Below are 21463 nucleotides of genomic sequence, written 5' to 3'. Positions count from 1 at the left end.
GTGCTCCCCGACGGGGAGCACCGGCCCTTGCGGGTGCCGTGCCGGCCTGTGCCGGGTGCCGGCCGGGTGGTCCCGGGGCGTCATCGGGTTCCGGGGGACTGGTGGTACGACGCACCGGCGGCCGGTGACGACTGGCGGCGCCGTGCGGCCGCCGATCGTCATCGCTGTGGCGCCGCCGGGGTCTGATGGTCCGTCCGCCCCGGGGGCGGGTGTTCACCGCACGGCCGGCCCGGACGGGAAGGAGTGGTCGATGTTGTCCTCGACCCATGCGCGGAGCGCGTTGAGCGGGATCGCGGCACTGGTCCCGAGCGGGGTGAGGGAGTACTCGACGTGGAGCGGGACGGCGGGGTAGACGGTGCGGTCGAGGAGGCCGAAGTCCTCCAGACGGCGCAGGGTCTGGGTGAGGACCTTGGGGCTGACGCCTTGGAGCCGGCGCTGGAGCGCTCCGAACCGTTGGGGTCCGTCCTCGAGGGCGCCGACGGCGAGGGCGGACCACTTGTTGGCGAGCAGGTCGAGCAGGGCGCGGCAGGGGCACTGGGCGGCGTATACGTCGTGGTGCGAGTGCTGGCCGCTGGGGCAGGTGGTGGTCATGCTCGCTCTCCTCACCAGGTCACTTCCCGATGGGAAGTAGAAGACCTTGAAGGTAACTGTACCTCTGGGGATAGCGTCGTCGACGTCAAGGGGGAGGCCGCCAACGGCCTTCCCGGGAACGTCGTTTCAGGAGATGACGCATGTCTGCGAACACGATGCGCGCGGTGGTCCAGGACACCTTCGGCGGTCCGGAGGTGCTGCGGGTCCAGCAGGTGGCGCGGCCGGTGCCGCTGCCGACCGAGGTGCTGGTGCGGGTGCACGCCGCCGGGATCAACCCGGTGGACTGGAAGACCCGCGGTGGCACCGGCATGGCCGGCCTGCTGGGTGAGCCGCCGTTCACCCTCGGCTGGGACGTGTCGGGTGTGGTGGAGGAGGTCGGCTTCGGTGTGACCACGCTGAAGGCCGGTGACGAGGTGTACGGCATGCCGTGGTTCCCGCGCGTCGCGAACGCCTACGCCGAGTACGTGACCGCGCCGGCCCGGCAGTTCGCCCGCAAGCCGGCCACCGTCGACCACGTGCACGCCGCCGCCGTGCCGCTGGCGGCACTGACCGCCTGGCAGGCCGTCGTCGACACCGCCCGGGTCCAGGCCGGGCAGCGGGTGCTGATCACCGCCGCCGCCGGCGGGGTGGGCCACCTCGCGGTCCAGTTCGCCCGGCATCTGGGCGCCCACGTGATCGCCACCGCCAGTGCCGCCCGTCACCCCTGGCTCAAGGAAATCGGTGCGAACGAGGCGGTCGATTACACCACCACCCGCTTCGAGGACGGCATCAAGGACATCGACGTCGTCATCGACCTGGTGGGCGACGCCCACGATCGGACCGGCACCCGCTCGCTGAAGGTCCTGCGCCCCGGCGGCCTGCTGGTCGCCGTTCCGGCCGGTGTCTCCCCGGAGCTGGCCGCGGCCGCCGAGGCCGCCGGCGTGCGGGTCACCCCGTTCCTGGTCGAGCCGGACGGCGCCGCGCTGACGACGATCGCCGGCTTGATCGACGCCGGTGAGGTCGTGGTGGAGGTGGAGGAGACCTTCCCGCTGGAGCAGGCCGGCGCCGCTCATGCCCGCGGCGAGGCCGGCCGCACCCGCGGCAAGCTCGTCCTCACCGTCGCCAACTGACCACCCTCCTAAGCCAGTTCGGAGTAGCACCGTGTACTACGAGATCCGCCGCTACCAGGCCCGGCCCGGACGCCGCGAGGAGTGGGTGCGCTACATGGAGGACGTGGTCATCCCGTTCCAGGCCTCGCTCGGCATGGACGTGATCGCCTCCTTCGTCGACGCCCAGGACGAGGACGGCTACGTGTGGATCCGCCGGTTCGAGGACGAGAGCCAGAGCGAGGCCCTGTACGCGGCCGTCTATCAGCACGACCGCTGGAAGAACGAGATCGGCCCGGCCGTCCACGGCCTGCTGGTTCCCGAGAAGTCCGTCGTCACCCGCGTGATCCCCACCTCCGCCTCACCGCTGCGCTGACCCGGCCCCGACCGCAGAGCACAGCAACTAAGGAACCCTCATGAGCACTTGCACGCTCCAGAAGTCGTCCCCCGCCTCCTCGGTCACCCAGGCCGCCGCCGGTGCGCTCATCGCGGCGGTGCACACCGCCGCCGCCCGGATCGGATTCACGGCGGCCGTCGCCGTCACCGACCAGGGCGGACATCTGAAGGCGTTCGACCGGGCCGACGACGCGCCCTTCCTTGCTGCCGAGGTCGCCCTAGACAAGGCCTGGACCGCGGCCTCCTTCCACATCCCCACCCACACGTGGAACGACTACGTGGCCGACCCGCGGGTCGCGCCACTGGCCGGCCACCCTCGTCTGATGGCCGTCGGCGGCGGCTGTCCGATCATCGAGAACGGCCGGTGCATCGGGGGTCTGGGAATCTCCGGCGGCAGCTACGAGCAGGACCGGCAGGCCGCGGAGGAGGCCCTGGCCGCCCTCGGGTTCGAGCTGCCCGGTCACTGACCGACCACCGGGGTGTCGCCCTGCGGCACCGGTCGGCCACAGGCCAGCACGTGAGCGATGAGGACCCGTCACCTCGTGGCTCCTCGGCGGCCTGCATCTCGGTGACTTGGGCCGACCGGCCCCGACCGGCCATCCGGCGTCCGCCAGTTCACCAACGAGCACACCCGGCCGGTGCCCGGCCGTCGCGGAACCAGCCCGGCAAACGGCGATGTGAGAGCGACCCGCACGATGGCAGCGCCTCTCAAACGGTGCCGCCTGGCCCGCGACCACGAAGCCCTGCCCGCCCGCTCAGCGGACCGCTCGCTGCCACGTACGCCGGCCTGCTCGACGGCACGTACGCCGGCGGCGCCGATGGCTGCACCCGCCGGCCCGGGGGAGACCTGGGACCACCCCCGGCCGGCCGGTACCGGTGAGCCGGGCGGCACTGGTGAGCCGGGCGGCCGCGGGCACCGGGTGGCGGTGCCGGGAGGCCCGCGCGTGACAGCGCGGGCCCCTCGCCCCTGCTCCGGCGCTTGCTCCCCCGCCGGGTGCGGATGCGCGGGCGTCCCGGTGAGCGTATCCGCGCGGACGGGGGGCGGCCGTTGCCAGGCGGGCCGACGAAGCGTCGGACGGCCCACCGGGCGGGCGATGCGCCGGGCACCGGGCCCCGCCCCCCGGGGGGCGAGCGGCCGCTCGCGCGGAGCGCTCCGGCGGGCAGCCCAGGGCACGCCCCGTGTGATCTTGGCCGTCGAGTCCTTGGCAGACGGGCAGTCAGTGGCCTCCTCTAGGCTTCCGCTGTCGAACGATCACAAGGGGAACATGGCTGTGAGCTGGGAGATCAGTGCCGCTGGCTACACCGCTCGGCTGGAGGACGGCGAGCTCGTCCACCGCAATCCACGCGGCCGGGCTCTGAAGAAGGCGCCTTCGGTGCTGGCCGGGCACCCGGGGATGAGCCGGCTGCTGAGCCTGCGCGACGGTGTCCAGGCTCACCGACGGGCCTGCCAGGCCGAGGTGGAGCGGATGGTCCGCGAGGCGGTCCCCCTCGACGAGGTGCTGCTCGCGGTGCTGTCGGCGGACAGCGCCTGGCGTGCCGCACTGGCCGCCGCCGGACCGCCGCCCGCCGGAGGCCCGGACCGGGCCGCGACCGTCAAGGGCAGCACCCTGGTGGCCCGTTCGTACGTCCACCCGGCACTGCCTCCCGGCGAGGTCCGGGTACTGCTCACCGGCACCGACGCCGGCCGCCACCGCGACCGGCTGATGGCCCACCAGGGGTGGGAACTCACCGGCACGGCCGACACCGCGCTGCCGGACCCGGGACCGATGCCGTTCCCCGAGGCGGCGCTGGCCGAGCACCCCGGCCAGGCGGAGGCGGTGCTGCACTTCGTCGAACGCTTCGAACGGGAGACGGCCGGCTGGCAGCGGTACCTGAAACACGATCTCGACGCGGTCTTCCGGGAACTCGCCAAGGCCGAACCCGCCCTGCTGCGCTGCTTCCTGGACGGCCTGGCCGACCGCTGCCTCGAACACCGCGAGAACGCGACCGCGGTCGCCTACTTCGCCCGGGCCCGGGACGCCGCGCGCAGCCGCACCGAGCGGTGCGACCAGGACCGGCTGGCCGACCGCTACGCGGCGTTCGACGCGGCCGGCACACTGACGGACACCGCACTTCGGGCCCGGATCAGGGAGGTCACCGCCAAGGGCGCCGAGCCGGAGCCGGCCCGGCGGACGCTGGTCCTGCTCGCGGACCGGGCCGAACGCGACGGCGTCGATCCGCGGCTCGCCCAGGACATCCGGCGCACGGCCCGGGCCGCCGGCCTCGACCCGGAGCTCGAACTGGCCGAAGTGGTGCACCGGTTGCTGCCCGCCCGTAGCCTCTACTTCACCTCCGCCGTGCCGTTCTGGCGCGAAGTGATGGCAGCACCCCTGTGGGACCGCATACGGGCCGAACGGCCGGGGCTGGCCCACGAGGTCCTCGCCGTGCTGCCGCACGGGGTGCTGAACTCGCCGGCCGGTCTGGAGTACCTGGAGCGGACGGGCGCGCTGGAGCTGCTGACCGCTCCCGCCGGACCCGCGGGCCTGCCGGCAGGCGCACCGGCCGAGTGGTTCCAGCGGGCGGTCGAGGCCGACCGCGGATACCGGCCGGCCCAGCGGCTCCTCGAGCTGGCCGAACTGCTCGGCCCGCGCCTTGCGGCCGACGCGGTGCCGATCACCCTCCCGTACCAGGGGCGGGGCGACCGCGATCCCGTCGGCATCCGGCTCGGGCTCGCCGACGTGTTGCTCGCCGCCGACGTCCCCGTGAACGACCCGCCGCCGCTGCTGGGCGACCCGTACCCGCACTCGATCCACGTCGGCCCGCGCACCGAACTGCGCGCGGTCACCGCCGACCCGCGCTTCGACCGGGAGATCCGCGCCCTGCTGCGCGCCGAGTTCGAGCTGACCAACGGCGGCGCCGCGGACAACGCCTGGTATCAGCCGCACAGTCCCAAGGGCTGGACCACACCGCACGTACTGCTCGGCACGGCGACGGGCCGCCGGGTGCTGGCCGAGTGGTGCGACGAGGAACTCGACCGGCTGCCCTCGCTGGACCTGGACGGCCTCGGCCTGCTGCTGGGCCGGTTCATGCACATCGGAGCCGCGACCGGGCTGCTGGCCGACCGGCGGCGGGCGGACCTGCTGGCCGCGGTGGACCCGGCGGCCCTGCTGCTCGCGGCAGCCGGGGCCGCCGCCCCCGGCACCCCGCTCGACCGGCCGGGAGCGGAGCTGCTGCTGCGCAGCCTGGAGTCGGACTGGATCCCGAAGGAAGGCGTCGGGCCCCATCTCCGCGGGCGGATCGGCAAGCTGCTGGACCAGGGGCCGGTCGGCGGCGAGTTCGGCCGGCTGGTGCAGCTCGCCGCGAACTGCCGGGACGGGCTGGCCCACGTGACCGCCCTGCTCGGCGCCGGCCGCGACACCGGCACCGGCGCCGACGGCAACGACGGTGATGACGGCACACCGTCGGGCAGCGCACCGACGGGCAGCACACCGGCGGGCTTCGGGCCGGACGGGCCCGGGCGCGTGCGCATCGGCCTGCAGCTGCGGGCGGCCCTCGACGGCCCGCTGTGGGGCGGGGACCTCGACCGCCCCAGCGCGGTGCTGCGCGACGCCCGGGCATCCTTCGGTTCCGTCCGGCGCGACCTGTACGCGGCGGTCCTGCGCGGGGATGCCAAGGCCGCGGCGCTGGTGGCCGAGTACGCCGAGTACCCGTTCGTCACTGAGCAGGGCACCGGCCGCTGGCGAACCGTCAGGACATCACCGCCCCACGGCCGTTACCGGATCCCGCACGGCCATCTCTTCCGGGGCGCGGACTCGGTCGCGGTGGTGATCGGCGACAGCTGGGGCCAGGACTCGGTGCTGCTGGAGTACACGCCGTCCGGAGCCTTCCCGCCCGGCGGGCCGCTGCGGGCCGCAGGCGCGACCCTGCAGGAGGAGTCCCTGCTCGAACCGGTGCTGGAGCGCCGGTGGTGCCTGGCCTACGCCGAGCAGCAGGCCACCCGGGGCCCGCTGCCGAGCCGCCCGGACCTGCCCCGGGAGCTGGCACGACGGCTCGCCCTGACACCCGCCCAGGCCGAGGCGCTGCTGGCCGTGCAAAGCCCCCATCACGTCCGGCCGCCCGGCGAGGAGGAGCTGCGCCAGGCCTTCGGCCATGGCATAGCAGCCGACTTCCAGGAACAGCTGATCCCCGAGCAACCGGAACGGCTGTGGACACACGGCCCCGACCTGGAACGCGCGATCCGCTGGTGGCAGGAGCGCCACGGCGCCCTTCCGGTCCCCGACGAGCTGCTGGCGCAGGCGCAGGGGGACTTCCGCCTCCCGAAGGGCCAGTGGTCACCGCACCACCCGGCACCCGCGGTCGACGCGCTGCCGGACGGAGTGCGCAGGCGCCCCCAGCAGGTACTGGCGATGCTGGCCACCGCGCTGGCGGCACCGGGCACACCGGACTGGGCGCCGCCGCCCTACGCCTGCGCACGCACCGTCGCCTGGCTGGCCTACCGCACGCCCGCCGGGCATCCGCTCCGCCCGGCCATCGGCGCGGCGGCCGCCCGCATGACGGCGGATCCGGCCCGCCCCTGGCGGGTCTTCTCGGTGGACCGCAAGGCGGCCGCCGGCAGGCCGCCGTCCCCGCTGCCGCTGGCCGGCCTGGCAGGCGTGCGGGTCGTCGACGACGAGGACCTGGGCCGGTGGCACGTACTGGTCCGCCCGGACGCCCTGAACGGTCCCGACGACCCGGCACTGCACGCGCTGGAGGAGTACTTCGACACCCTGCTGCCCTCGCACTGGCAGCCGGCCGGCTCGGGCCTGCCCGCACCGGCCGACCTGCGGCTGCTGCTCTCCGGCGGCCTGACCGAACTGGCCGCCCACCTCGCGCAGGACAGTGCCCGCACCCCCGGCTGGGAGCAGGACCCGCGCCGCAGCGTGCCCGAGCTGGTGGCCGAGTGCGCCGAGGCCTGCGCACTGCCCGCAGACGCGGCGGCGCTCCACCTGATGCTGCTGGCCCTGCCTGACCCGACCGACCGCCGGGTGAAGCAGTGGACGGGCTGGTCCACCGCGCAGCTGAGGAAAGCCGGGGAGAGCCTGGAAGCGGGCGGCCTGGCGGTGCGGGCCACCCGCGCGCGGGCCGGACGGCAGCTCTTCGTCCCCGGAGCCTGGACGGAGCTCAAGGCACCCCGGCTCCCGCTGGAGACATCCAAGCTCGCCCTGCTGCCGTACGCCGCCGAGCGCGCCTTCGCCGCCCACACGGCGCTGGTGCCCGCCCTGCCACTGCCGGCCCTGTTCACCGAGGCCTGGCGGAAGAAGGGCCGAGAGCACTGACGAGCCCGCCGCGGCCTCCTTGTGACGCCGTGGCGGGACGACTTCCCCGCAGGCGGCCCCGGCACGGGCCGTGGCCGTGTGCCCGCGACGAGCCGCCCCGGCCGCCGCTCACGCTCACGACCCGGCCCCGCCGACTCGCCCGGCCGCACCCCGGGACACGAAAGGGGGGCGGACGCACCCCGAACAGGAACAGGAACGACGGATCCGGCACCAGACCGCCCCGCCGCGCGCAGCCGCCGCCCGACCGGCGGCGGCGCCCGGTCACCGCTTCGGCCAGGGAAGGGCCGAAGCGGCGGTTGCGGCATGCCAACACCGCCAGGACATGCCACGGTTGATGTGTGACCAGCATCGCCGAAGCCATCGCCAAGCTGCCCGGCCCGCCGTTCGTGCCCGCGCGCTACCCCTACGAGTACGCCCTCGACCTCGCCCTCGACCACGCCATCGTCCCGGCCGAACACATCGAGGAAGCCCACCGGCAGGCACGCAGTGAACTGCGGTCGGGCATCAAACGGGGCCCGGACCGGCGCGCCGTGCTGCGCCGGGCCATCGTCCGCTGGTGCCGCGCGAACGGCGAACAGCTCGAAGACGTCTACGTGCTGATGGCCGACCGGTACCTGGAACTCCACTCCATCGACAGGCCGGTTCCCGCACGGCCGGCCGTGTGACGCCCGGCCCGTCCGGCGGGACGGGGGAACCCGCCCGCCACGGGCCGGGTGCTCCGGCGCTGTCCAGGAACCCGGCGCCGGCGACGGCGAGGCCACCGGCGGCGACACCCGGCAGACCGAGGACACCCGTACGGCGGTCCGGCCCGGCCACGACGACGGCTTCGGCGACATCACGGCCTTCCCGGCGCCCCGCTGGCTCCGCCACGCTGCCTGCGCCTGCGGGCTCCGCCACACTGCCCGCGCCCGCGCCGGTGCCGACATCACTCGCTCCGGCGGCCGGGGGAGCATGGAGGGGTGTCAGCGGGTACTGGCAGGCTTGGCGGGTGCTGACCGACGGATGCGACGACCCGCCCCTCCCCGAGGAGGGGCTGCTCTCCCGGCCCGCCTTCTGGGCCGCCTACCTGGTGCGGATGTGGGCGCTGGACGCCCCGGACGGCCATCTCGTATCGCAGTGGTTCGGCACGGACACCACCGGCGCCGATGCGGCCTGGGAGCTGTACCTGAACGACGTGTGCCGGTTCCGGATGCCGTTCGGCGACGGACACAGCGCGTGGGTGACGAGCTGTGAACTCCCCACCGACTGGGGCACGGAGTACTCCGTCAGCCATCCCGACTGGGACCGGCCCGCCCACCTCGCACACATCACCCGGTACGCCGCGCCCCGCGCCGGCACCCACGAGGACCAGCAAGGCCCCGGCCTGTCGTGGCGGGAACTGAGGCACATCGCGGACACCCCCGACCCTGCGGCCCCGGGCGTCCACGACCCGCACGCCCGGCTGCTGCTCCTGCTGCCCGCGCTCGGTGATGCGACCGTGCCGGCCCGTGCGGCCGAAGTGATCGGCGCAGCGCTGGTTTCGGCCGGCGTCCCGGCCGCGGAGGCGGTGCGCGCGGCGCGGTTCCTGCTGGACCGTCCCATCTGGGAGGCGGCCCACTGGACGGTGCCGGCACGGCCGGCGCCCGGGCGGTGGAGGCGACGCCGGCCCCGCAGGCCGCGGGCAGCCGCCCAGGGCGGTGAGCGCCGCGCTGCCGGCATCCTCCAGTGCGACGCCCCGGCGAGCCCGCGGTTCGGTGCGCCCGTGGCCCGGGGCATCACCCGCGAGCAGGGCGACCGGCTCGCCCGTGCGCTCGGCACCGGGTCCGCCTGATCACCCGGCCGCCGGCAGCTGAACGCACGACGGCCCCTGACCGAATGCGGCGGGGGCCCGCGGCCCGGCCGGCCGCCGCGACGAGTCGGTCCCTCGGCCACCCGCACCTTGTCCCGGGCTTTTCCGGACAGTGCCCGTTACGGGTGTTCGACGGTGATGGTGCCGTCTCCGCCCGCCCGTTTGTTGGCAGCCTCGGCCTCCTGCCGGGTGGTGTACTGACGGGTTGAACCGTTGGGCAGGGTCAGCCGGTAGACGGTGACGGGTGGACGGGGAGTGGCCCCGCAGGTGCATCCCATGACAGTTCCTTCGCCTGATGACGCCGAAGCCGGACGACTTCGGCCGCAGCCGTACCGTGCGGATGCCCGGGCCCGTGGCCGCCCCCGCCTTCCTCCCGTCATGGCACGGCACGGCAATGGCGGGTCGCGGGCGCGCCGGTGGCGATGAGGGGGAAGAAACCCGGGCCGGGACGAATAATGTGCACGAACATTCCGTGTCGGTGCGAGATCGCTGGAGATGCCGCGCGCAGCCCGGATGCAGAGATCCTTGATCCGGACGCACTTCGATCCGGGATATTCCCTTGGCCGGGTGCGTCTACGCGGCACCAAGGAATAGTCACATTCATCGGTCGGGTGCGTGTGCTGAACCGTTCCGGGCCGCTTCGGGTTTCTCGGTTCGCGCCGGAGCGGATGCGTCAGTCCAGGTGGCTGGAGGCTACGCCGGCCACGTAGGAGAGGGTCAGGGCGGTGGCGGTGATCCTGAATCCGAGTGTGTCGCCGGCCAGGAACGCCGTGGGTGTCACCACCGCGGCCACCCAGATGCTGGTGCACCAGCCGCAGGAGACCAGATAGGCGGGTCTGGAGTCGTCGCCGAAACGATCGGCGGTCCATGAACGAAAACCTGCGGCCAGAGTGTCCTTGCTGACGAACCGCGTTATGCGGCAGGTGGCGCCGAGAGCCATGAGGAATACGACGGCGTTCATGCAAGTCATCGTACGGAGAAATCCGCAGCCGGGCAGCCCCGAATTCCCCGGAAATCCGGTGACCTGCCCAAGTCGTCCGCGCCGGCCGGCCGGAGAGCGGCCATTGCCGGTCGGCGGTGCCGCGCCCGCTTCGCTCCGCCCGGCCGGACGGCGGGCGGAGCGCCCTTCCGTCGGGCGTGCGTGGGGGTCGTACGGGCACCGCCGACGACTACGGCTTGCTCGTGGCCTTCCCGGCGTCCGATGACGCGCGCTGGATCACCGGGGACACCATCCCCGTCCGCGGCGGCCTGTGCCGACGCGTGCGGTCTGCGCCGCTGACCCGGGACCGGCCTGAGCCGTTGCCCGGGGTCAGCAAGGGGTGAGGAGGCAGAACTCGTTGCCTTCCGGGTCGGCCAGAACCGTCCAGGAGATGGCGGACTGGTCGATACCGGGGTCGGTGGCGCCCAGGGCGCGCAGCCGGGCTTCCTCGGCTGTCAGGTCGTCACCGGGGTAGGGGCGGACGTCGAGGTGGACGCGGTTCCACCCGCTCTTGGTGTCGGGGGTGCGGAGGAACTCCAGGTAGGGGCCGACGCCTTTGGCGGAGCGCATGGTCGCGTGGTCGTCGGTGACCTCGTGCAGCGTCCAGTCCATCGCCTCGCCCCAGAACCGGGCCATCCCTCGTGGGTCGGTGCAGTCGACCACCACCGCGGCGATCGGCCCGGTGCCCTGGTAGATCGGGCGGGGCTCCAGGACGCAGAACTCGTTGCCCTCCGGGTCGGCCATGACCGTCCAGGGGACGTCGCCCTGACCCACGTCGGCGAGTGTCGCGCCGAGGTCCTTCAGGCGCGCGACCAGCTCCGCCTGATGGGCGGTCGAGGTGGTGGCCAGATCGAGGTGCACCCGGTTCTTCACCGTTTTGGGTTCCGGGCGGGCGATGATGTCGATGCAGACGGCCACGGGGTCGGGGTAGGCGAAGCCCACGGGTTCGAGGTTGGTCACGCCGGGTCCCTCGCTGTCGACACCCCAGCCGAGTGCCTCCGCCCAGAACCGGCCGAGCACGGAGTCGTCGAGCGCCTTCATATTGATCTGCACGAGTCGTGTTGCCATGCCGCAGATTCTAGAAGCTGCCGCCGGCCCGGGCCGCCGCGACCGGGGCGCCGGGCCGAAGCAACGGCATCGACGCGTCGGCTGCCCCGGTGACGGCATGCCGTGGCGCCGGCGCCGGCGATTCGCTCGCGCCTCGGTGCGGGGAGCGACGCCGGCGGAGCACCTCGCGGGAGTGTGACCTGGCGTCAGGAGGCGTGTACGCAGCCCCGCGCACTCTTTTTCGGCCATCACGCGCGAGGCTCTCTGCCGGCATCGCCGAGCCCCCGGGCACCGGCAATGCCTGCATCACCACCAGCGCACTCCAGTCCGGCACCGTCACCGCCACCTACAGCGGCAACACCTGCTTCACCGGCTCCACCGGAACGCTCGCCGTCACCGTCAACCAGGCGAACACGACCCTGACGGCCGGGCCGGCACAGGTCCGGCTGCGGGTCAACGACACCTTCGTCATCCCCGCGATGAGCGCCACGCTCAAGACCACCGCCGGCGCAACCCCCGTCGCCGGCCAGACCGTCACCTTCCGCGCCAACACGGCCGACGGCCCGGTCACGCTGGGCAGCGCGACGACCGACGTCTCCGGCGTCGCCACACTCGCACCCTCGCAACTCACCGTCCCCAGCACCGTGATCACCGCCACCAGCTACACGGCATCCTTCACCGGCACCCCCTGCTACAACGCCTCCTCCGTCACGGCACCCCTGAGCCTGGTCCTCTTCCCGCTCCTGCCGTAACCCCAGCCCCGGCCCATCCGGCACCGCCGCCCCAGGCCCCCACGGGCCAGGGGCGGCGGTGCGCAGGATCCAGCGAGGAAACCCGGACCGGACGAAGGCGGACACCCCCGCGAACACCCCCGCGAGTGCCGCCGCGCACCGAGGACGGACCGGCGAACCCCGAAGGACGGCCACGCCAACGAGTGCTCCAGCAGGCCCCGTTGCCGCAGTCGCACACTGTCGCGGTCGCGGTGGGGGAGCCCCGGTCCGGCCGCTCCTGCGTGTGACCTCCTGGCCCACCGGATCCGGTAATGCCGCCGGCACCGGCAGGACACGACTCCCACCAAGTCACCGCTCCCGCGCCTGACCAGCACGAACGCGGTGATCACGCCCGGACACAACAGTTCCTCAGGAAAATCTCATCCGGACGCAACCGGCCGGGCCCTCCCGGTGTCTCCACTCCCGAGAACACACAGCCGACCGTGCGGAATTGGCCCGACGGCTGTCCTGACGATCCGGGGGGATCCATGCGCTCGCGTCTACTGCTGACCGTTTCCGTATCCGCGCTGCTGGCCGGGCTCGGCCTGACGGCCTGCAGCTCCAGCTCCGGCTCCACGGCCGGCCCGCCGAAGGCCGGCGAGGCCGCGCCGGTGTCCGCCGCACCGGTCGCGGGCCGGTCCGCCGCACCGGCCGGGGCCACGGCTCCGGTCTCCGCCCAGGCCACGACGCCGACGGACTCCGGCGGCCCGCAGGCCGCCAAGTGCCGCACGCAGAACCTGAAGTGGACACTCACCCGCCTCACCGACGCGGGCACCGACACGAAGGACCCGGCGAACGCCGAACTCATCGCCGTCAACTCCGGCTCCGGCAGCTGTACCCTGGCCGGTTACCCGAAGCTCGAGTTCCACGTGGGCAAGGGACCGCAGGCCCTCGGGGTCGGGAAGGGCAGCCCCGCTCCGGTGACGCTGGGCGCGGGCAGGAAAGCGGTGATCGCCCTGCGCTACTCTGAACTGAACGGCAAGGGACCGGACAGCGGCAACTGCTCGGTCACCGCCGGAACCGCCGATGTGACCGCGCCGGGTGACAGCACCGAAGCCCGGGTCCCGGTGACGGACCAGCACGGCAAGCCGACCGAGATCACCATCTGCGGCGACGAGGTCCGGATGAGCCCGCCGGTCACCCGGTAGAAACCGCCCGGGGGAACGCCCGACCAGCGGCGGCAGCAGCACCGGCCGCCGGCCGCCGCTCGTCGGGCAGGGCAGAAGGAAACCGGAGGCCTGCAGCTCCGCCCCCACACGTCCACCCCGGCACCCCCACGAAAGGCCGTTCGCCGGGATCCCGGCCGACGGCCTCTCGTGGGGGCCCGTGGGACGCGGAGCGCCACGGGCCCGACCCGGGGCTGCCCGCGCGGCTGTCGGCGTGACGGGTCCGGGTGGCTGTGTTGTCGTCGGCGGGTGGGCTTCTTGGCGGCTGTCGGTGTGGCAGGTCCGGGGTGGCCGTGTTGTCGTCAGCGGGTGAACTTCTCGATGGCTGTCGGCGTGACGGGGGTGAAGAAGTTGACGAGGTTGCCGTCGGGGTCGCGGAGCAGGAGGGAGCGGTTGCCCCAGGGCATCGTGGTGGGCCCGGCCACGAAGTCGGCGACGGCGACGGAATCGGCCAGGTTCCGGTACACGCCGTCCACGTCGGCGACGAGGAACTCGATGATCACGGTGTTGTTGTCGGCCGGACGGGCGGAGCCGGGCGCGAACAGTGCCACGGTGCGGGTGCTGCCGATCGCGAGGGTCGCGCCGGCGGTCCGCAGTTCGGCGAAGTCCTCGGTGGACCAGTCCGCCCGTACTCCGGTGGCCCGCTCGTAGAAGTCGACGAGGCGCGCGACATCGCCTGTGATGATCCGGGTCGAAACGAAGTCCACGGTGCTCTCCTTTGGTTGGTGAAGCCGTTGCACCTCGAACGGTAGAGCAGATAGTGGACAGAATCGGTCCGGTATCAACGTTAGGCTCGTGGACATGGCCCGACCTACCAGCCGTGTGCTCACCCTTCTGGAACTCCTGCAGTCGGGCGGCATCAGAACAGTGGCCGAACTCGCCGACCGGCTCGGCGTCGACGGGCGCACCGTGCGGCGGTACGTGGACCATCTGGTCGATCTCGACATCCCCGTCGAGGCGGTCCGTGGCCGCTACGGCGGGTACCGGCTCGCCCCCGGGTACCGTCTGCCTCCGCTCATGCTCAACGACGACGAGGCGCTCGCCGTGCTGCTCGGCCTCGTCGCCGGCCGCAGGACGGGGCTGCTGACGGCGGCCGAGACCGCGGGCGAGACGGCGGCGGCCAAGATCCGCCGGGCGCTGCCCGAACGTCTGGCCCGTCGGCTCGACGCCGTCATGGAATCCCTCGCCTTCACGGCTCCGCCCGGCGAGTCGGCCACCCCGCAGACGGGGGTCCTGCTCGCCGTCGCCGACGCGGTGCGCCATCGCCGCCCGGTCTCGATCAGGTACACCACCCGAGACGGCCGGCGAAGCGAACGCACGCTGCACCCGTACGGGATCGTCACCCATACGGGCCGGTGGTACGTCACGGGCACCGATCCCGGGATCGGCCAGGACCGCACGTTCCGGCTCGATCGCATCGCGGACGCGAGGACGCTGCCGGGCTCGTTCGAGCCGCCCGCCGCACTCGATCCGGCGCAGCGCGTCCTGTCAGGGCTTGCCAAGGCCGCGTACCGGCACGAAGTGACCCTGCGGATCCACGGGACGGTCGAACAGGTCCGCGCCCGGCTGCCCGCCGGCGTCGCGAGCGTGCAGGAGCCCGCGGAAGGCGCAGATCCGCACACCGAGCGTTGGCTCCACGTCGAACTGAGAGCTGAGCGGCTCGACTGGCTGCCTCCTGTCCTCGCCTCGCTCGACCGGCCGTTCGTCATCGAGCGACCGGACGAACTCCGAGACCTCGTCGGCGCGCTCGCCGACCGGCTCGCGGCCTCTGCCCGCCGGCTGCCCCGAGACTTCCGGCGCCCCGGCGCCTCGACGGATCCGGTCGCCACGGCTCACCGCCCCGGATCCGGACCGGAGCATTCGGGACAAGACGGCCCGGCCACGCTCCCGTCCCGGAGCCGTCCACCGGAAGGCGGGACGCCCAATCCCCGCCGCGACCCGTGACGGGCGGTCCGCAAACGCGGCACCCGCGCGCCGGTGACGGCCGCCACCCCAACCGTGCGGCAACCCCGGAGCGGGGGCCGCCGGTGCACCCGTCCCGGCGGGTCAGTGAACCGGCCCGGCCGTCTCGCGGGCCGGCTGGCCCTGCCCGCTGCAGAACACCTCCCTGACGAGCCGTTGCTGCGCCTTTTGGAACGCCTCGGCCGTGGCGGCGAAGTCGAGTTCGGCGTCCCCGGTGGTCAGCGAGGCGGTCAGGGTCCTCCTGCCGTCGGGCGTGCTGTACATCAGTGCCGCCCAGCCGAAGAAGCCGCCGTTGTGGTGGAAGATGGTGCCGCGGTCCGTCTCCTGTGCGAACAGCCCCAGGCCGTAGCCGAGTTCGGGGTGCGGCGTGCGCATCTGGGCCAGCAGCGGGTCCGGCAGGAGCTTGCCGCTCATCAGCGCGGAGAAGAACGTGTGGAGGTCCGCGGTGGTCGAGATCATGTCACCGGCGGCGGAGATCCAGGAGACGTTGAAGCGGGTGACGTCGACCACCTTCCACCGGCCGGCGTGCTCGTACCGGTAGTAGCCGTGGGCGTGCGGCTCGGGGATCTCCGGGGAGGTGCCCGGCGCCACGGTGCCCGACAGTCCCAGCGGCTGCAGGATCAGCCGCCGCATCTCCTGGGCCAACGAGCGGCCGGTGACCTCCTCGACCAGCAACTTGGCCAGCACGTAGTTGGTGTTGGAGTAGCTCCAGTCCGTCCCCGGCTCGAACCGCGCGGGCTTGGACAGTGCCAGCCGTACCAGTTCCTCCGGCCGGTAGGTGTGGAACTGGTTGTCCACGTACTCCTGGCCCTGCCAGGGGATTCCCGGCGCGACCGTCCCGTCGTCGTAGTACTCGCCGGTGTGGTTGAACAGTCCGCTGGTGTGCTGCAGCAGCATCCGCACCGTGATCCGCCGGTCGAGCCCGAACCGGGGCAGGTGGTCGTCCACCGGGCTGTCGAGCCCGATCCTGCCCTCGGCCACCAGTTGCAGCACCACGGTCGCGGTGAAGGTCTTGGTGGTGCTGCCGATCCGGAACCGTCCGTCGGCCGGCGGCCTGGCGCTCTCGCCCAGCCTGCGCACCCCGGCGCTGCCGACCCACTCGCCCCGCTCGTCGTTCACGCGCAGCTGCACCCCGGCGAAACCGGAACCGACGATCTCCTCGATGGCCTTCTGCAGTTCCGGGCGGTCCTGCCCGGTGAGGTTGGGGGACATGGCTGTGCTCCTTGGCGGGTTGAGCGGCCGGCTGCCGCGGTGGGGGCGTGGCTGCCCGGGGCGGTGACGAGGGGTGCTGCTGGGGAGGGAGCGGGTCAGAGGCTGCGGGCGGTGATGTCGCCGTGGGCGGTGGTCGCGTGGATGTCGAGGCCGGCGGCGGCGCCGTCGGTGTTCCTGAGCGCGTTGTGGATCCGGCCGTGGGCGGTGCCGGCGTCCAGGCGGGCAAAGACGCCGCGGGCGGCGCCGACCGTGATGTCGCCGGACCGGGTGCTGAGCCGGACCGTGCCGCCCGTGGCCTCGGCGATCCGGATGTCGCCCCTTGCGGTGCTGATCTCCGCGGCCCCGCCCAGCCGGCCGACCTCGACGTCGCCGTCGACCGCGGTCAGGCGCAGGCTCGCGGCCTCGTCCAGCTCGATCCGGCGGTAGGCGCCTTCGAAGGCGACGTCGCCGAGGCGGCCGGTGGTCCGGAGTTCGGCGGCGGCCGCCCTGGCCTCGATGCGGGAGCCGGCGGGCAGCTCGACCGTCACCTCGACGGATCCGCCGGGGCCGGGGTACTGGTTCCTCACCGGGTTCGCGATCCGCAGGACTCCGCCGGCGTACGCGACCGTGGTCTGCTCCGCCGCCTTCACGTCGCGGCCCTTCGTGGCGTCCGCGGGCAGGACCTCGACCGCGGTGTCGGCCCGGTCCGCGGCGATGAACCGGACGCGTCCCGCGGGGATGTCCAGGACGGCGGAGATCGGGGCGGGGGTGTCGAACTTCTGCATCGTGCTCTCCCTCTGCGCGTGCGGCTCGGTGTTTCCGAACATTGGAAACACTACGTTGCTTTCAAGGAAGCGGCAACGATGTCTTTGCTTGAGAGCAGCATTTGTGCAGGTGGAAGCGCAGCAATCATTGCAACGTCCTCTCGTTTAACGCAACGATGGAACGGTCGACCGTTGCAATGAATTGAGAATGAACGCTATGGTGGGGGCGTCGGGACAAACACCGAGCAGCACCCACGGGGCACCCGTGGGGCAGGAAAGGGGCCGTGATGCCGGGAGGCAGGCTCACCCAGCAGGAACGCCAGCAGATCGCACTGGGGCTGGCCGACGGCCTGGCCTACGCCGAGATCGCCCGCCGTCTCGACCGTCCGACCTCCACGGTCACGCGAGAGGTGACGCGCAACGGCGGCCCCACCGGCTACCGCGCCGACCTGGCCCACCGCGCCACCCAGCAGCGCACCCACCGGCGCGGACAGGCCGCGCCCCGGGGACCGCAGGCACTCCCGCAGCCCTACGGGCGCGACGCCGAGGCCGTGCGCGACTACCAGGAGACCCTCACCACCGTCTTCATGACCTCGGGCCTGCCCAAGATGATGGCCCGGGTGCTGGGCTGCCTCTACACCACCGACGCCGGCAGCCTCACCGCCTCCGAACTCGCCGAGCGCCTCCAGGTCAGCCCGGCGTCCGTCTCCAAGGCGATCACCTTCCTCGAGGGCCTGGCCCTCGTCCGCCGGGAACGCGACGAGCGCCGCCGCGAGCGCTACATCGTCGACGACGACCTCTGGTACCAGTCGATGATCCGCAGCGCCCGGGCCAACGACCAGTTCATCGAGACCGCACGGCAGGGCGTCGGCATCCTCGGCCACGGCACCCCGGCCGCCGCCCGCCTGGAGAACGCCGCCCGCTTCCTCGACTTCGTCAGCGAAGGGCTCATCCGCGCCGCGGACCAGGGCCGCGAGGTCCTCTACAGCAGGATTGGAACGACCCCGGGCACCGCCGCCGCGCCCCGTTCGGACGGCGCATAGACAACCGCGCACGGACAGCCGCCCCGGCCGTCACCGCCGGCGCGTCCCGCGCCGGATCCTCCGTCCCGTACCGGATCCTCCGTCCCGCGCCGGATCCTCCGTCCCGTACCGGATCCTCCGTCCCGTACCGGATCCTCCGTCCCGTACCGGATCCTCCGTCCCGCGCCGGATCCTCCGTCCCGGGCCGGCCCCCTCGCGCCGCCGCCGGGCCGCCGGCTGCGGGATGGGCCGCGCCGGGCGGCGGACTCCCGCACGGGGGAGGGGATCTGCCCTCCGCGCCCGGCCGGGCGGGAAGCGGGGCGGGCCCGCGCGGCGGCAGCGGGGTGCCCGGCGGCGGGCCGAGCGCGTGAGCCGCCGCCCGGGGGAGCGGGGCCCGTACGAGGACGGCCTGAAGCGCGTGCCGGGTGGCCGGCCCGGGGCCGCCGCGCCCGCGCGTGCGGCCTCTCGGGCTCTGCTTCCGGCCCGGGGCGCCTTCGTCCGGGTTCCTGGCCGGGGTGTGCGGACGGGGCCGGGCTACCGGCCGAACTCGTCGAAGGCGGCCTTCAGGTCCTCGGCCAGGGCTTGGGCGTCGCGGCCCTCGATGCGGTGGCGGGGGACGAAGTGGACGAGCTCGCCGTCCTGGAAGAGCGCGATGGAGGGCTGGGAGGGCGGGATGTCCGGGAACTGGGAGCGCATCCGGGCGGTGGCTTCGAGGTCCTGCTCGGCGAAGACGGTGAGCAGCCGGTCGGGGCGCTTGGAACCGTTCTCCAGGGCGAGGCGGACCCCGGGGCGGGCCATGCCGGCCGAGCAGCCGTCCACGTAGTTGAAGACGACCAGGGTCATTCCCGTCCCGGCGTCCTGCATCGCCCGGTCGACGTCGTCGGCGCTCAGCAACTCGGTGAAGCCGATCTGGGTCAGCTCCTCCCGCATGGGCTTGACCAGCAGCGGTGAGTACGGCATCAGCAGTCCTTACGTAGAGGTACGGGTCTGCGACTCACGGTAGTGGAACGGCCGGGGATCCTCACCGCACGGCCGGCCGCCGCCGCGGAGCTTCCCCCGAAGGCCGTCCGGCCGGGAAGGCACCCGTCCGCGACCCACCCCGGGGGCGGAGAGGGGGCCTGGTCCTCAGCTGGCCGGGGCCGGAGTGCGGTCGGGCGCCTTCCCGGCCCAGCCCTCGTCGTACGCGGCGCGGGCGCGGTCGATCTCGGGCAGGTGACGCTCGGCCCAACCGGTCAGCGTCAGCAGGGAGTCGTAGAGCTCGCGGGCCATCGGGGTCGCCGTGTACTCGACCTTCGGCGGCACGGTCGGATACACGGTGCGGGTCACCAGGCCGTCCCGTTCGAGGGTGCGCAGGGTCAGCGTCAGCATCCGCCGGCTGATGCCCTTCACCTGGCGCTCCAGCTCCGTGAAGCGGGCGGGCCCCTGCGTGGTGACCAGCAGGATGCCGATACTCCACTTCCCGCTCACCCGTCCGAGTACCTCCAGAACCGAACAGGCGTCCTGCGCGGCAGGGGATTCGCACTCCGGTACCGCGCTGACCTGGGATGTCACATCGATGTTCCGCTGGGACATGAAAGTGCCTCCTTCCGCGCTGCTGCATGGTTACAGATCATGGCCTCTGTAACAAGGCGTGCACCTGGCCGGCCGACGTGCGCCTGCGCCCCCGGAACACCCCGGAACACCCGGAACGCCCCGTGCACGAAGAAGAGAGCCGTGAACCCCTCAGACCCCGGCCGGACCGGCTCGCGCGGACTGGCACTCGCCGCCCTCTGCGCGACGCCCGGCCGGGCCGCGACGTTCCTCGTGCTCGGGGACGCACCCGCGAAGGCCACCGCGGCCGCGACCGCCTGGCACCGCGCCCGCCTGGCGCCGCGCCCGTCCAGCAGCCGCGACCGCCTGGCACCGCGACCGCCTGGCACCGGCCGCCCATGAACAAGCAGAACAAGCAACGGACGAAAGGGAGTTCAACATGACGCAGAAGATCCGGGTAGGGGTGGTCGGCGCCCACGCCGAGCGCGGCTGGGCGCGGGGAGTCCACCTGCCCGCACTGTCGGCGCTGGACGAGTACCGGATCACCGCGGTCGCCGGCACCAGCCGCGAATCGACGCGGGCGGCAGCCGCCGCCTGGGGCGCCGAGCACGCTTTCGAGGACGCCTACGCGCTGATGGCACACCCGGACGTCGACCTGGTCACCATCGCCGTCCAACTGCCCCGGCGCGACGGCCTCGTGGACGGCGCGATCAGGGCGGGCAAGCACGTCTACTGCGAGTGGCCGCTCGCACTGACCGTCGAGGCGGCCGAACGCTTCCGGACCCGGGCCGAGACGGCCGGCATCCAGCATGCGGTGGGACTGCAGAGCCGGCACCACCCGGCCGTCCGCCGGCTGCGCGACCTGATCACGGACGGCCGGATCGGCGAAGTGCTGTCCGCCTCGCTCAGCTACTCCCTGTCGACCGAGGAGGTGTGGCCGCAGCGGTACGCGGCGCTGTTCGACCACACCAAGGGGGTCAACCACCTGGCCGTCGTCGGCGGTCACGCGATGGACATGTTCCGCTTCGCCGTGGGCGACTTCACCGAGCTGTCGGCGACACTCGCGACCCGTATCCGCCGCATCACGCTGGTGGAGACCGGCGAGGAGATCGACGTGAGTTCGCCGGACCAGATCGCGGTGACGGGACTGCTGGAGTCGGGCGCGGCCGCATCGGTGCACCTCATGACGGGCGGCCCGCGCGGCGACGGCTTCCGGATCGAGGTCCACGGACGCGCGGGACGGCTGGTACTGCGTGCCACGGACGACTCGCTGGTCGGCCCGGACTTCACCCTCACCTTCTCCCAGGGCCCCGGTGAGCCACGCCCGGTGCCGGTGCCGGAGTCGGTGCCGGTGCCGGAGTCGACCCGGCCGACGCTGCCCGACACCCCGGTCGCGGTGCGCAACGTGCGCCAGGTGTACGCGGACCTGGCCCGCGCCATCCGCACGGGCCGGCCGGTCGAGCCGGACTTCGGCACCGCAGTCCGCACGCACCGGGTACTCGACGCGATCAAGCGCGCCGCCACCACGGGGGAGCGGCAGCGCCTCTGCTGACGGACCGCCGGCAGTGGAGCGCCCGGCCGGCTCCCGCCCGGCATCCGCGTTCGTGCGGCGGCGGGGAGTCGACAGGGTGCCGGGCCACGACCGCACCCGGTTCGGCACGGGCCGGTCAGGGCTCTGCCGCAGTGCATGGCACCTCCACAGCCGCCGTGCCGGCACCTGCCCGGCCGGGTCCTGGGGCACGGGGGGAGATCTGCACGGCCGGGCAGGTGGGCCCCGGTCGACGGGCCGGGAGGAACGAGGGCACGGATCATCGCCGAGGCTCACGGACGTTCGGGGA

At 73.3% G+C, this 21463-nt stretch carries 21 protein-coding genes; 12 read left to right on the top strand and 9 right to left on the bottom strand.

Features of this window, described 5'->3' with window-relative positions:
• Window positions 1-213 precede the first annotated feature (213 nt).
• A complete protein-coding gene (locus ACFC1R_RS21355; RefSeq protein WP_375940820.1) occupies window positions 214-591 on the bottom strand; it encodes a winged helix-turn-helix transcriptional regulator in 378 nt (125 codons plus the stop codon).
• Window positions 592-731: 140 nt separating this feature from the next.
• On the opposite strand from ACFC1R_RS21355, the gene ACFC1R_RS21350 reads away from it, so the two are divergent.
• The 6 genes from ACFC1R_RS21350 (at window position 732) to ACFC1R_RS21325 (ending at window position 9176) form a co-directional block, all read left to right on the top strand.
• Entirely contained in the window at window positions 732-1700 is a 969-nt protein-coding gene (locus ACFC1R_RS21350) for an NADP-dependent oxidoreductase (protein ID WP_375940818.1), read from the top strand.
• A 31-nt stretch (window positions 1701-1731) separates the two neighbouring features.
• A complete protein-coding gene (locus ACFC1R_RS21345) occupies window positions 1732-2052 on the top strand; it encodes an NIPSNAP family protein (RefSeq protein WP_375940817.1) in 321 nt (106 codons plus the stop codon).
• Window positions 2053-2092: 40 nt separating this feature from the next.
• Window positions 2093-2539 (top strand): heme-binding protein, encoded by a 447-nt coding sequence (locus ACFC1R_RS21340; protein WP_375940815.1) that lies wholly within the window; start codon window positions 2093-2095, stop codon window positions 2537-2539.
• Window positions 2540-3337: 798 nt separating this feature from the next.
• Window positions 3338-7366: a hypothetical protein gene (locus tag ACFC1R_RS21335; protein WP_375940813.1), complete on the top strand. Its 4029-nt coding sequence runs from the start codon at window positions 3338-3340 to the stop codon at window positions 7364-7366.
• A gap of 338 nt (window positions 7367-7704) precedes the next feature.
• The gene (locus ACFC1R_RS21330) at window positions 7705-8031 is read left to right on the top strand and encodes a hypothetical protein (RefSeq protein WP_375940812.1); all 327 of its coding nucleotides are present in this window, start codon (window positions 7705-7707) and stop codon (window positions 8029-8031) included.
• A gap of 323 nt (window positions 8032-8354) precedes the next feature.
• Window positions 8355-9176, top strand: coding sequence for a hypothetical protein (locus ACFC1R_RS21325; RefSeq protein WP_375940811.1), 822 nt, complete (start codon window positions 8355-8357; stop codon window positions 9174-9176).
• A 137-nt stretch (window positions 9177-9313) separates the two neighbouring features.
• Here the strand turns inward: ACFC1R_RS21325 and ACFC1R_RS21320 are convergent, their stop codons facing one another.
• The 3 genes from ACFC1R_RS21320 to ACFC1R_RS21310 all read right to left on the bottom strand — a co-directional run bounded on the left by ACFC1R_RS21320 (window position 9314) and on the right by ACFC1R_RS21310 (window position 11241).
• On the bottom strand, window positions 9314-9472 hold the full coding sequence (locus ACFC1R_RS21320; protein WP_375940809.1) for a hypothetical protein: 159 nt from the start codon (window positions 9470-9472) through the stop codon (window positions 9314-9316).
• Between the two features lie 395 nt (window positions 9473-9867).
• Window positions 9868-10155, bottom strand: a complete 288-nt coding sequence (locus ACFC1R_RS21315; protein ID WP_375940807.1) for a hypothetical protein — start codon at window positions 10153-10155, stop codon at window positions 9868-9870.
• Between the two features lie 348 nt (window positions 10156-10503).
• Window positions 10504-11241, bottom strand: coding sequence for a VOC family protein (locus ACFC1R_RS21310; RefSeq protein ID WP_375940805.1), 738 nt, complete (start codon window positions 11239-11241; stop codon window positions 10504-10506).
• Between the two features lie 194 nt (window positions 11242-11435).
• On the opposite strand from ACFC1R_RS21310, the gene ACFC1R_RS21305 reads away from it, so the two are divergent.
• Window positions 11436-11972 (top strand): hypothetical protein, encoded by a 537-nt coding sequence (locus tag ACFC1R_RS21305; protein WP_375940803.1) that lies wholly within the window; start codon window positions 11436-11438, stop codon window positions 11970-11972.
• A gap of 506 nt (window positions 11973-12478) precedes the next feature.
• A complete protein-coding gene (locus ACFC1R_RS21300) occupies window positions 12479-13138 on the top strand; it encodes a DUF4232 domain-containing protein (protein ID WP_375940801.1) in 660 nt (219 codons plus the stop codon).
• Window positions 13139-13458: 320 nt separating this feature from the next.
• Here the strand turns inward: ACFC1R_RS21300 and ACFC1R_RS21295 are convergent, their stop codons facing one another.
• Window positions 13459-13863 carry a VOC family protein gene (locus tag ACFC1R_RS21295; RefSeq protein WP_375940799.1) on the bottom strand — a complete coding sequence of 135 codons (405 nt, stop codon included), beginning with the start codon at window positions 13861-13863 and terminating at the stop codon, window positions 13459-13461.
• A 94-nt stretch (window positions 13864-13957) separates the two neighbouring features.
• Between ACFC1R_RS21295 and ACFC1R_RS21290 the strand changes: the two genes are divergently transcribed.
• Window positions 13958-15100, top strand: coding sequence for a helix-turn-helix transcriptional regulator (locus tag ACFC1R_RS21290; protein ID WP_375940797.1), 1143 nt, complete (start codon window positions 13958-13960; stop codon window positions 15098-15100).
• A gap of 102 nt (window positions 15101-15202) precedes the next feature.
• Here ACFC1R_RS21290 and ACFC1R_RS21285 read toward each other — a convergent pair whose 3' ends face one another.
• The gene (locus ACFC1R_RS21285) at window positions 15203-16330 is read right to left on the bottom strand and encodes a serine hydrolase domain-containing protein (protein ID WP_375940795.1); all 1128 of its coding nucleotides are present in this window, start codon (window positions 16328-16330) and stop codon (window positions 15203-15205) included.
• Window positions 16331-16425: 95 nt separating this feature from the next.
• On the bottom strand, window positions 16426-17094 hold the full coding sequence (locus tag ACFC1R_RS21280; RefSeq protein ID WP_375940793.1) for a DUF4097 family beta strand repeat-containing protein: 669 nt from the start codon (window positions 17092-17094) through the stop codon (window positions 16426-16428).
• A 266-nt stretch (window positions 17095-17360) separates the two neighbouring features.
• Here ACFC1R_RS21280 and ACFC1R_RS21275 point away from each other — a divergent pair, with 266 nt between their 5' ends.
• A complete protein-coding gene (locus ACFC1R_RS21275; protein WP_375940791.1) occupies window positions 17361-18116 on the top strand; it encodes a helix-turn-helix domain-containing protein in 756 nt (251 codons plus the stop codon).
• Between the two features lie 513 nt (window positions 18117-18629).
• Here ACFC1R_RS21275 and ACFC1R_RS21270 read toward each other — a convergent pair.
• Window positions 18630-19055, bottom strand: coding sequence for a BrxA/BrxB family bacilliredoxin (locus ACFC1R_RS21270; protein ID WP_375940789.1), 426 nt, complete (start codon window positions 19053-19055; stop codon window positions 18630-18632).
• A gap of 165 nt (window positions 19056-19220) precedes the next feature.
• Window positions 19221-19667, bottom strand: coding sequence for a winged helix-turn-helix transcriptional regulator (locus tag ACFC1R_RS21265; protein WP_375940787.1), 447 nt, complete (start codon window positions 19665-19667; stop codon window positions 19221-19223).
• Between the two features lie 141 nt (window positions 19668-19808).
• Here ACFC1R_RS21265 and ACFC1R_RS21260 point away from each other — a divergent pair, with 141 nt between their 5' ends.
• Window positions 19809-20027, top strand: coding sequence for a hypothetical protein (locus ACFC1R_RS21260; RefSeq protein ID WP_375940785.1), 219 nt, complete (start codon window positions 19809-19811; stop codon window positions 20025-20027).
• 37 nt (window positions 20028-20064) lie between these two features.
• Window positions 20065-21177: a Gfo/Idh/MocA family protein gene (locus ACFC1R_RS21255; RefSeq protein WP_375940783.1), complete on the top strand. Its 1113-nt coding sequence runs from the start codon at window positions 20065-20067 to the stop codon at window positions 21175-21177.
• Window positions 21178-21463: the final 286 nt, after the last annotated feature.

This window comes from Kitasatospora sp. NPDC056138 (assembly GCF_042264695.1).
GTDB lineage: Bacteria > Actinomycetota > Actinomycetes > Streptomycetales > Streptomycetaceae > Kitasatospora.
This window is presented reverse-complemented; position numbering and strand designations above follow the sequence as displayed.

What these genes read in the sequence shown, in the direction of transcription:
- ACFC1R_RS21355 (WP_375940820.1), bottom strand. Translation starts at nt 591, where the DNA reads ATGACCACCACCTGCCCCAGCGGCCAGCACTCGCACCACGACGTATAC.
- ACFC1R_RS21350 (WP_375940818.1), top strand. Translation starts at nt 732, where the DNA reads ATGTCTGCGAACACGATGCGCGCGGTGGTCCAGGACACCTTCGGCGGT.
- ACFC1R_RS21340 (WP_375940815.1), top strand. Translation starts at nt 2,093, where the DNA reads ATGAGCACTTGCACGCTCCAGAAGTCGTCCCCCGCCTCCTCGGTCACC.
- ACFC1R_RS21335 (WP_375940813.1), top strand. Translation starts at nt 3,338, where the DNA reads ATGGCTGTGAGCTGGGAGATCAGTGCCGCTGGCTACACCGCTCGGCTG.
- ACFC1R_RS21320 (WP_375940809.1), bottom strand. Translation starts at nt 9,472, where the DNA reads ATGGGATGCACCTGCGGGGCCACTCCCCGTCCACCCGTCACCGTCTAC.
- ACFC1R_RS21315 (WP_375940807.1), bottom strand. Translation starts at nt 10,155, where the DNA reads ATGAACGCCGTCGTATTCCTCATGGCTCTCGGCGCCACCTGCCGCATA.
- ACFC1R_RS21310 (WP_375940805.1), bottom strand. Translation starts at nt 11,241, where the DNA reads ATGGCAACACGACTCGTGCAGATCAATATGAAGGCGCTCGACGACTCC.
- ACFC1R_RS21300 (WP_375940801.1), top strand. Translation starts at nt 12,479, where the DNA reads ATGCGCTCGCGTCTACTGCTGACCGTTTCCGTATCCGCGCTGCTGGCC.
- ACFC1R_RS21290 (WP_375940797.1), top strand. Translation starts at nt 13,958, where the DNA reads ATGGCCCGACCTACCAGCCGTGTGCTCACCCTTCTGGAACTCCTGCAG.
- ACFC1R_RS21285 (WP_375940795.1), bottom strand. Translation starts at nt 16,330, where the DNA reads ATGTCCCCCAACCTCACCGGGCAGGACCGCCCGGAACTGCAGAAGGCC.
- ACFC1R_RS21280 (WP_375940793.1), bottom strand. Translation starts at nt 17,094, where the DNA reads ATGCAGAAGTTCGACACCCCCGCCCCGATCTCCGCCGTCCTGGACATC.
- ACFC1R_RS21275 (WP_375940791.1), top strand. Translation starts at nt 17,361, where the DNA reads ATGCCGGGAGGCAGGCTCACCCAGCAGGAACGCCAGCAGATCGCACTG.
- ACFC1R_RS21270 (WP_375940789.1), bottom strand. Translation starts at nt 19,055, where the DNA reads ATGCCGTACTCACCGCTGCTGGTCAAGCCCATGCGGGAGGAGCTGACC.
- ACFC1R_RS21265 (WP_375940787.1), bottom strand. Translation starts at nt 19,667, where the DNA reads ATGTCCCAGCGGAACATCGATGTGACATCCCAGGTCAGCGCGGTACCG.
- ACFC1R_RS21255 (WP_375940783.1), top strand. Translation starts at nt 20,065, where the DNA reads ATGACGCAGAAGATCCGGGTAGGGGTGGTCGGCGCCCACGCCGAGCGC.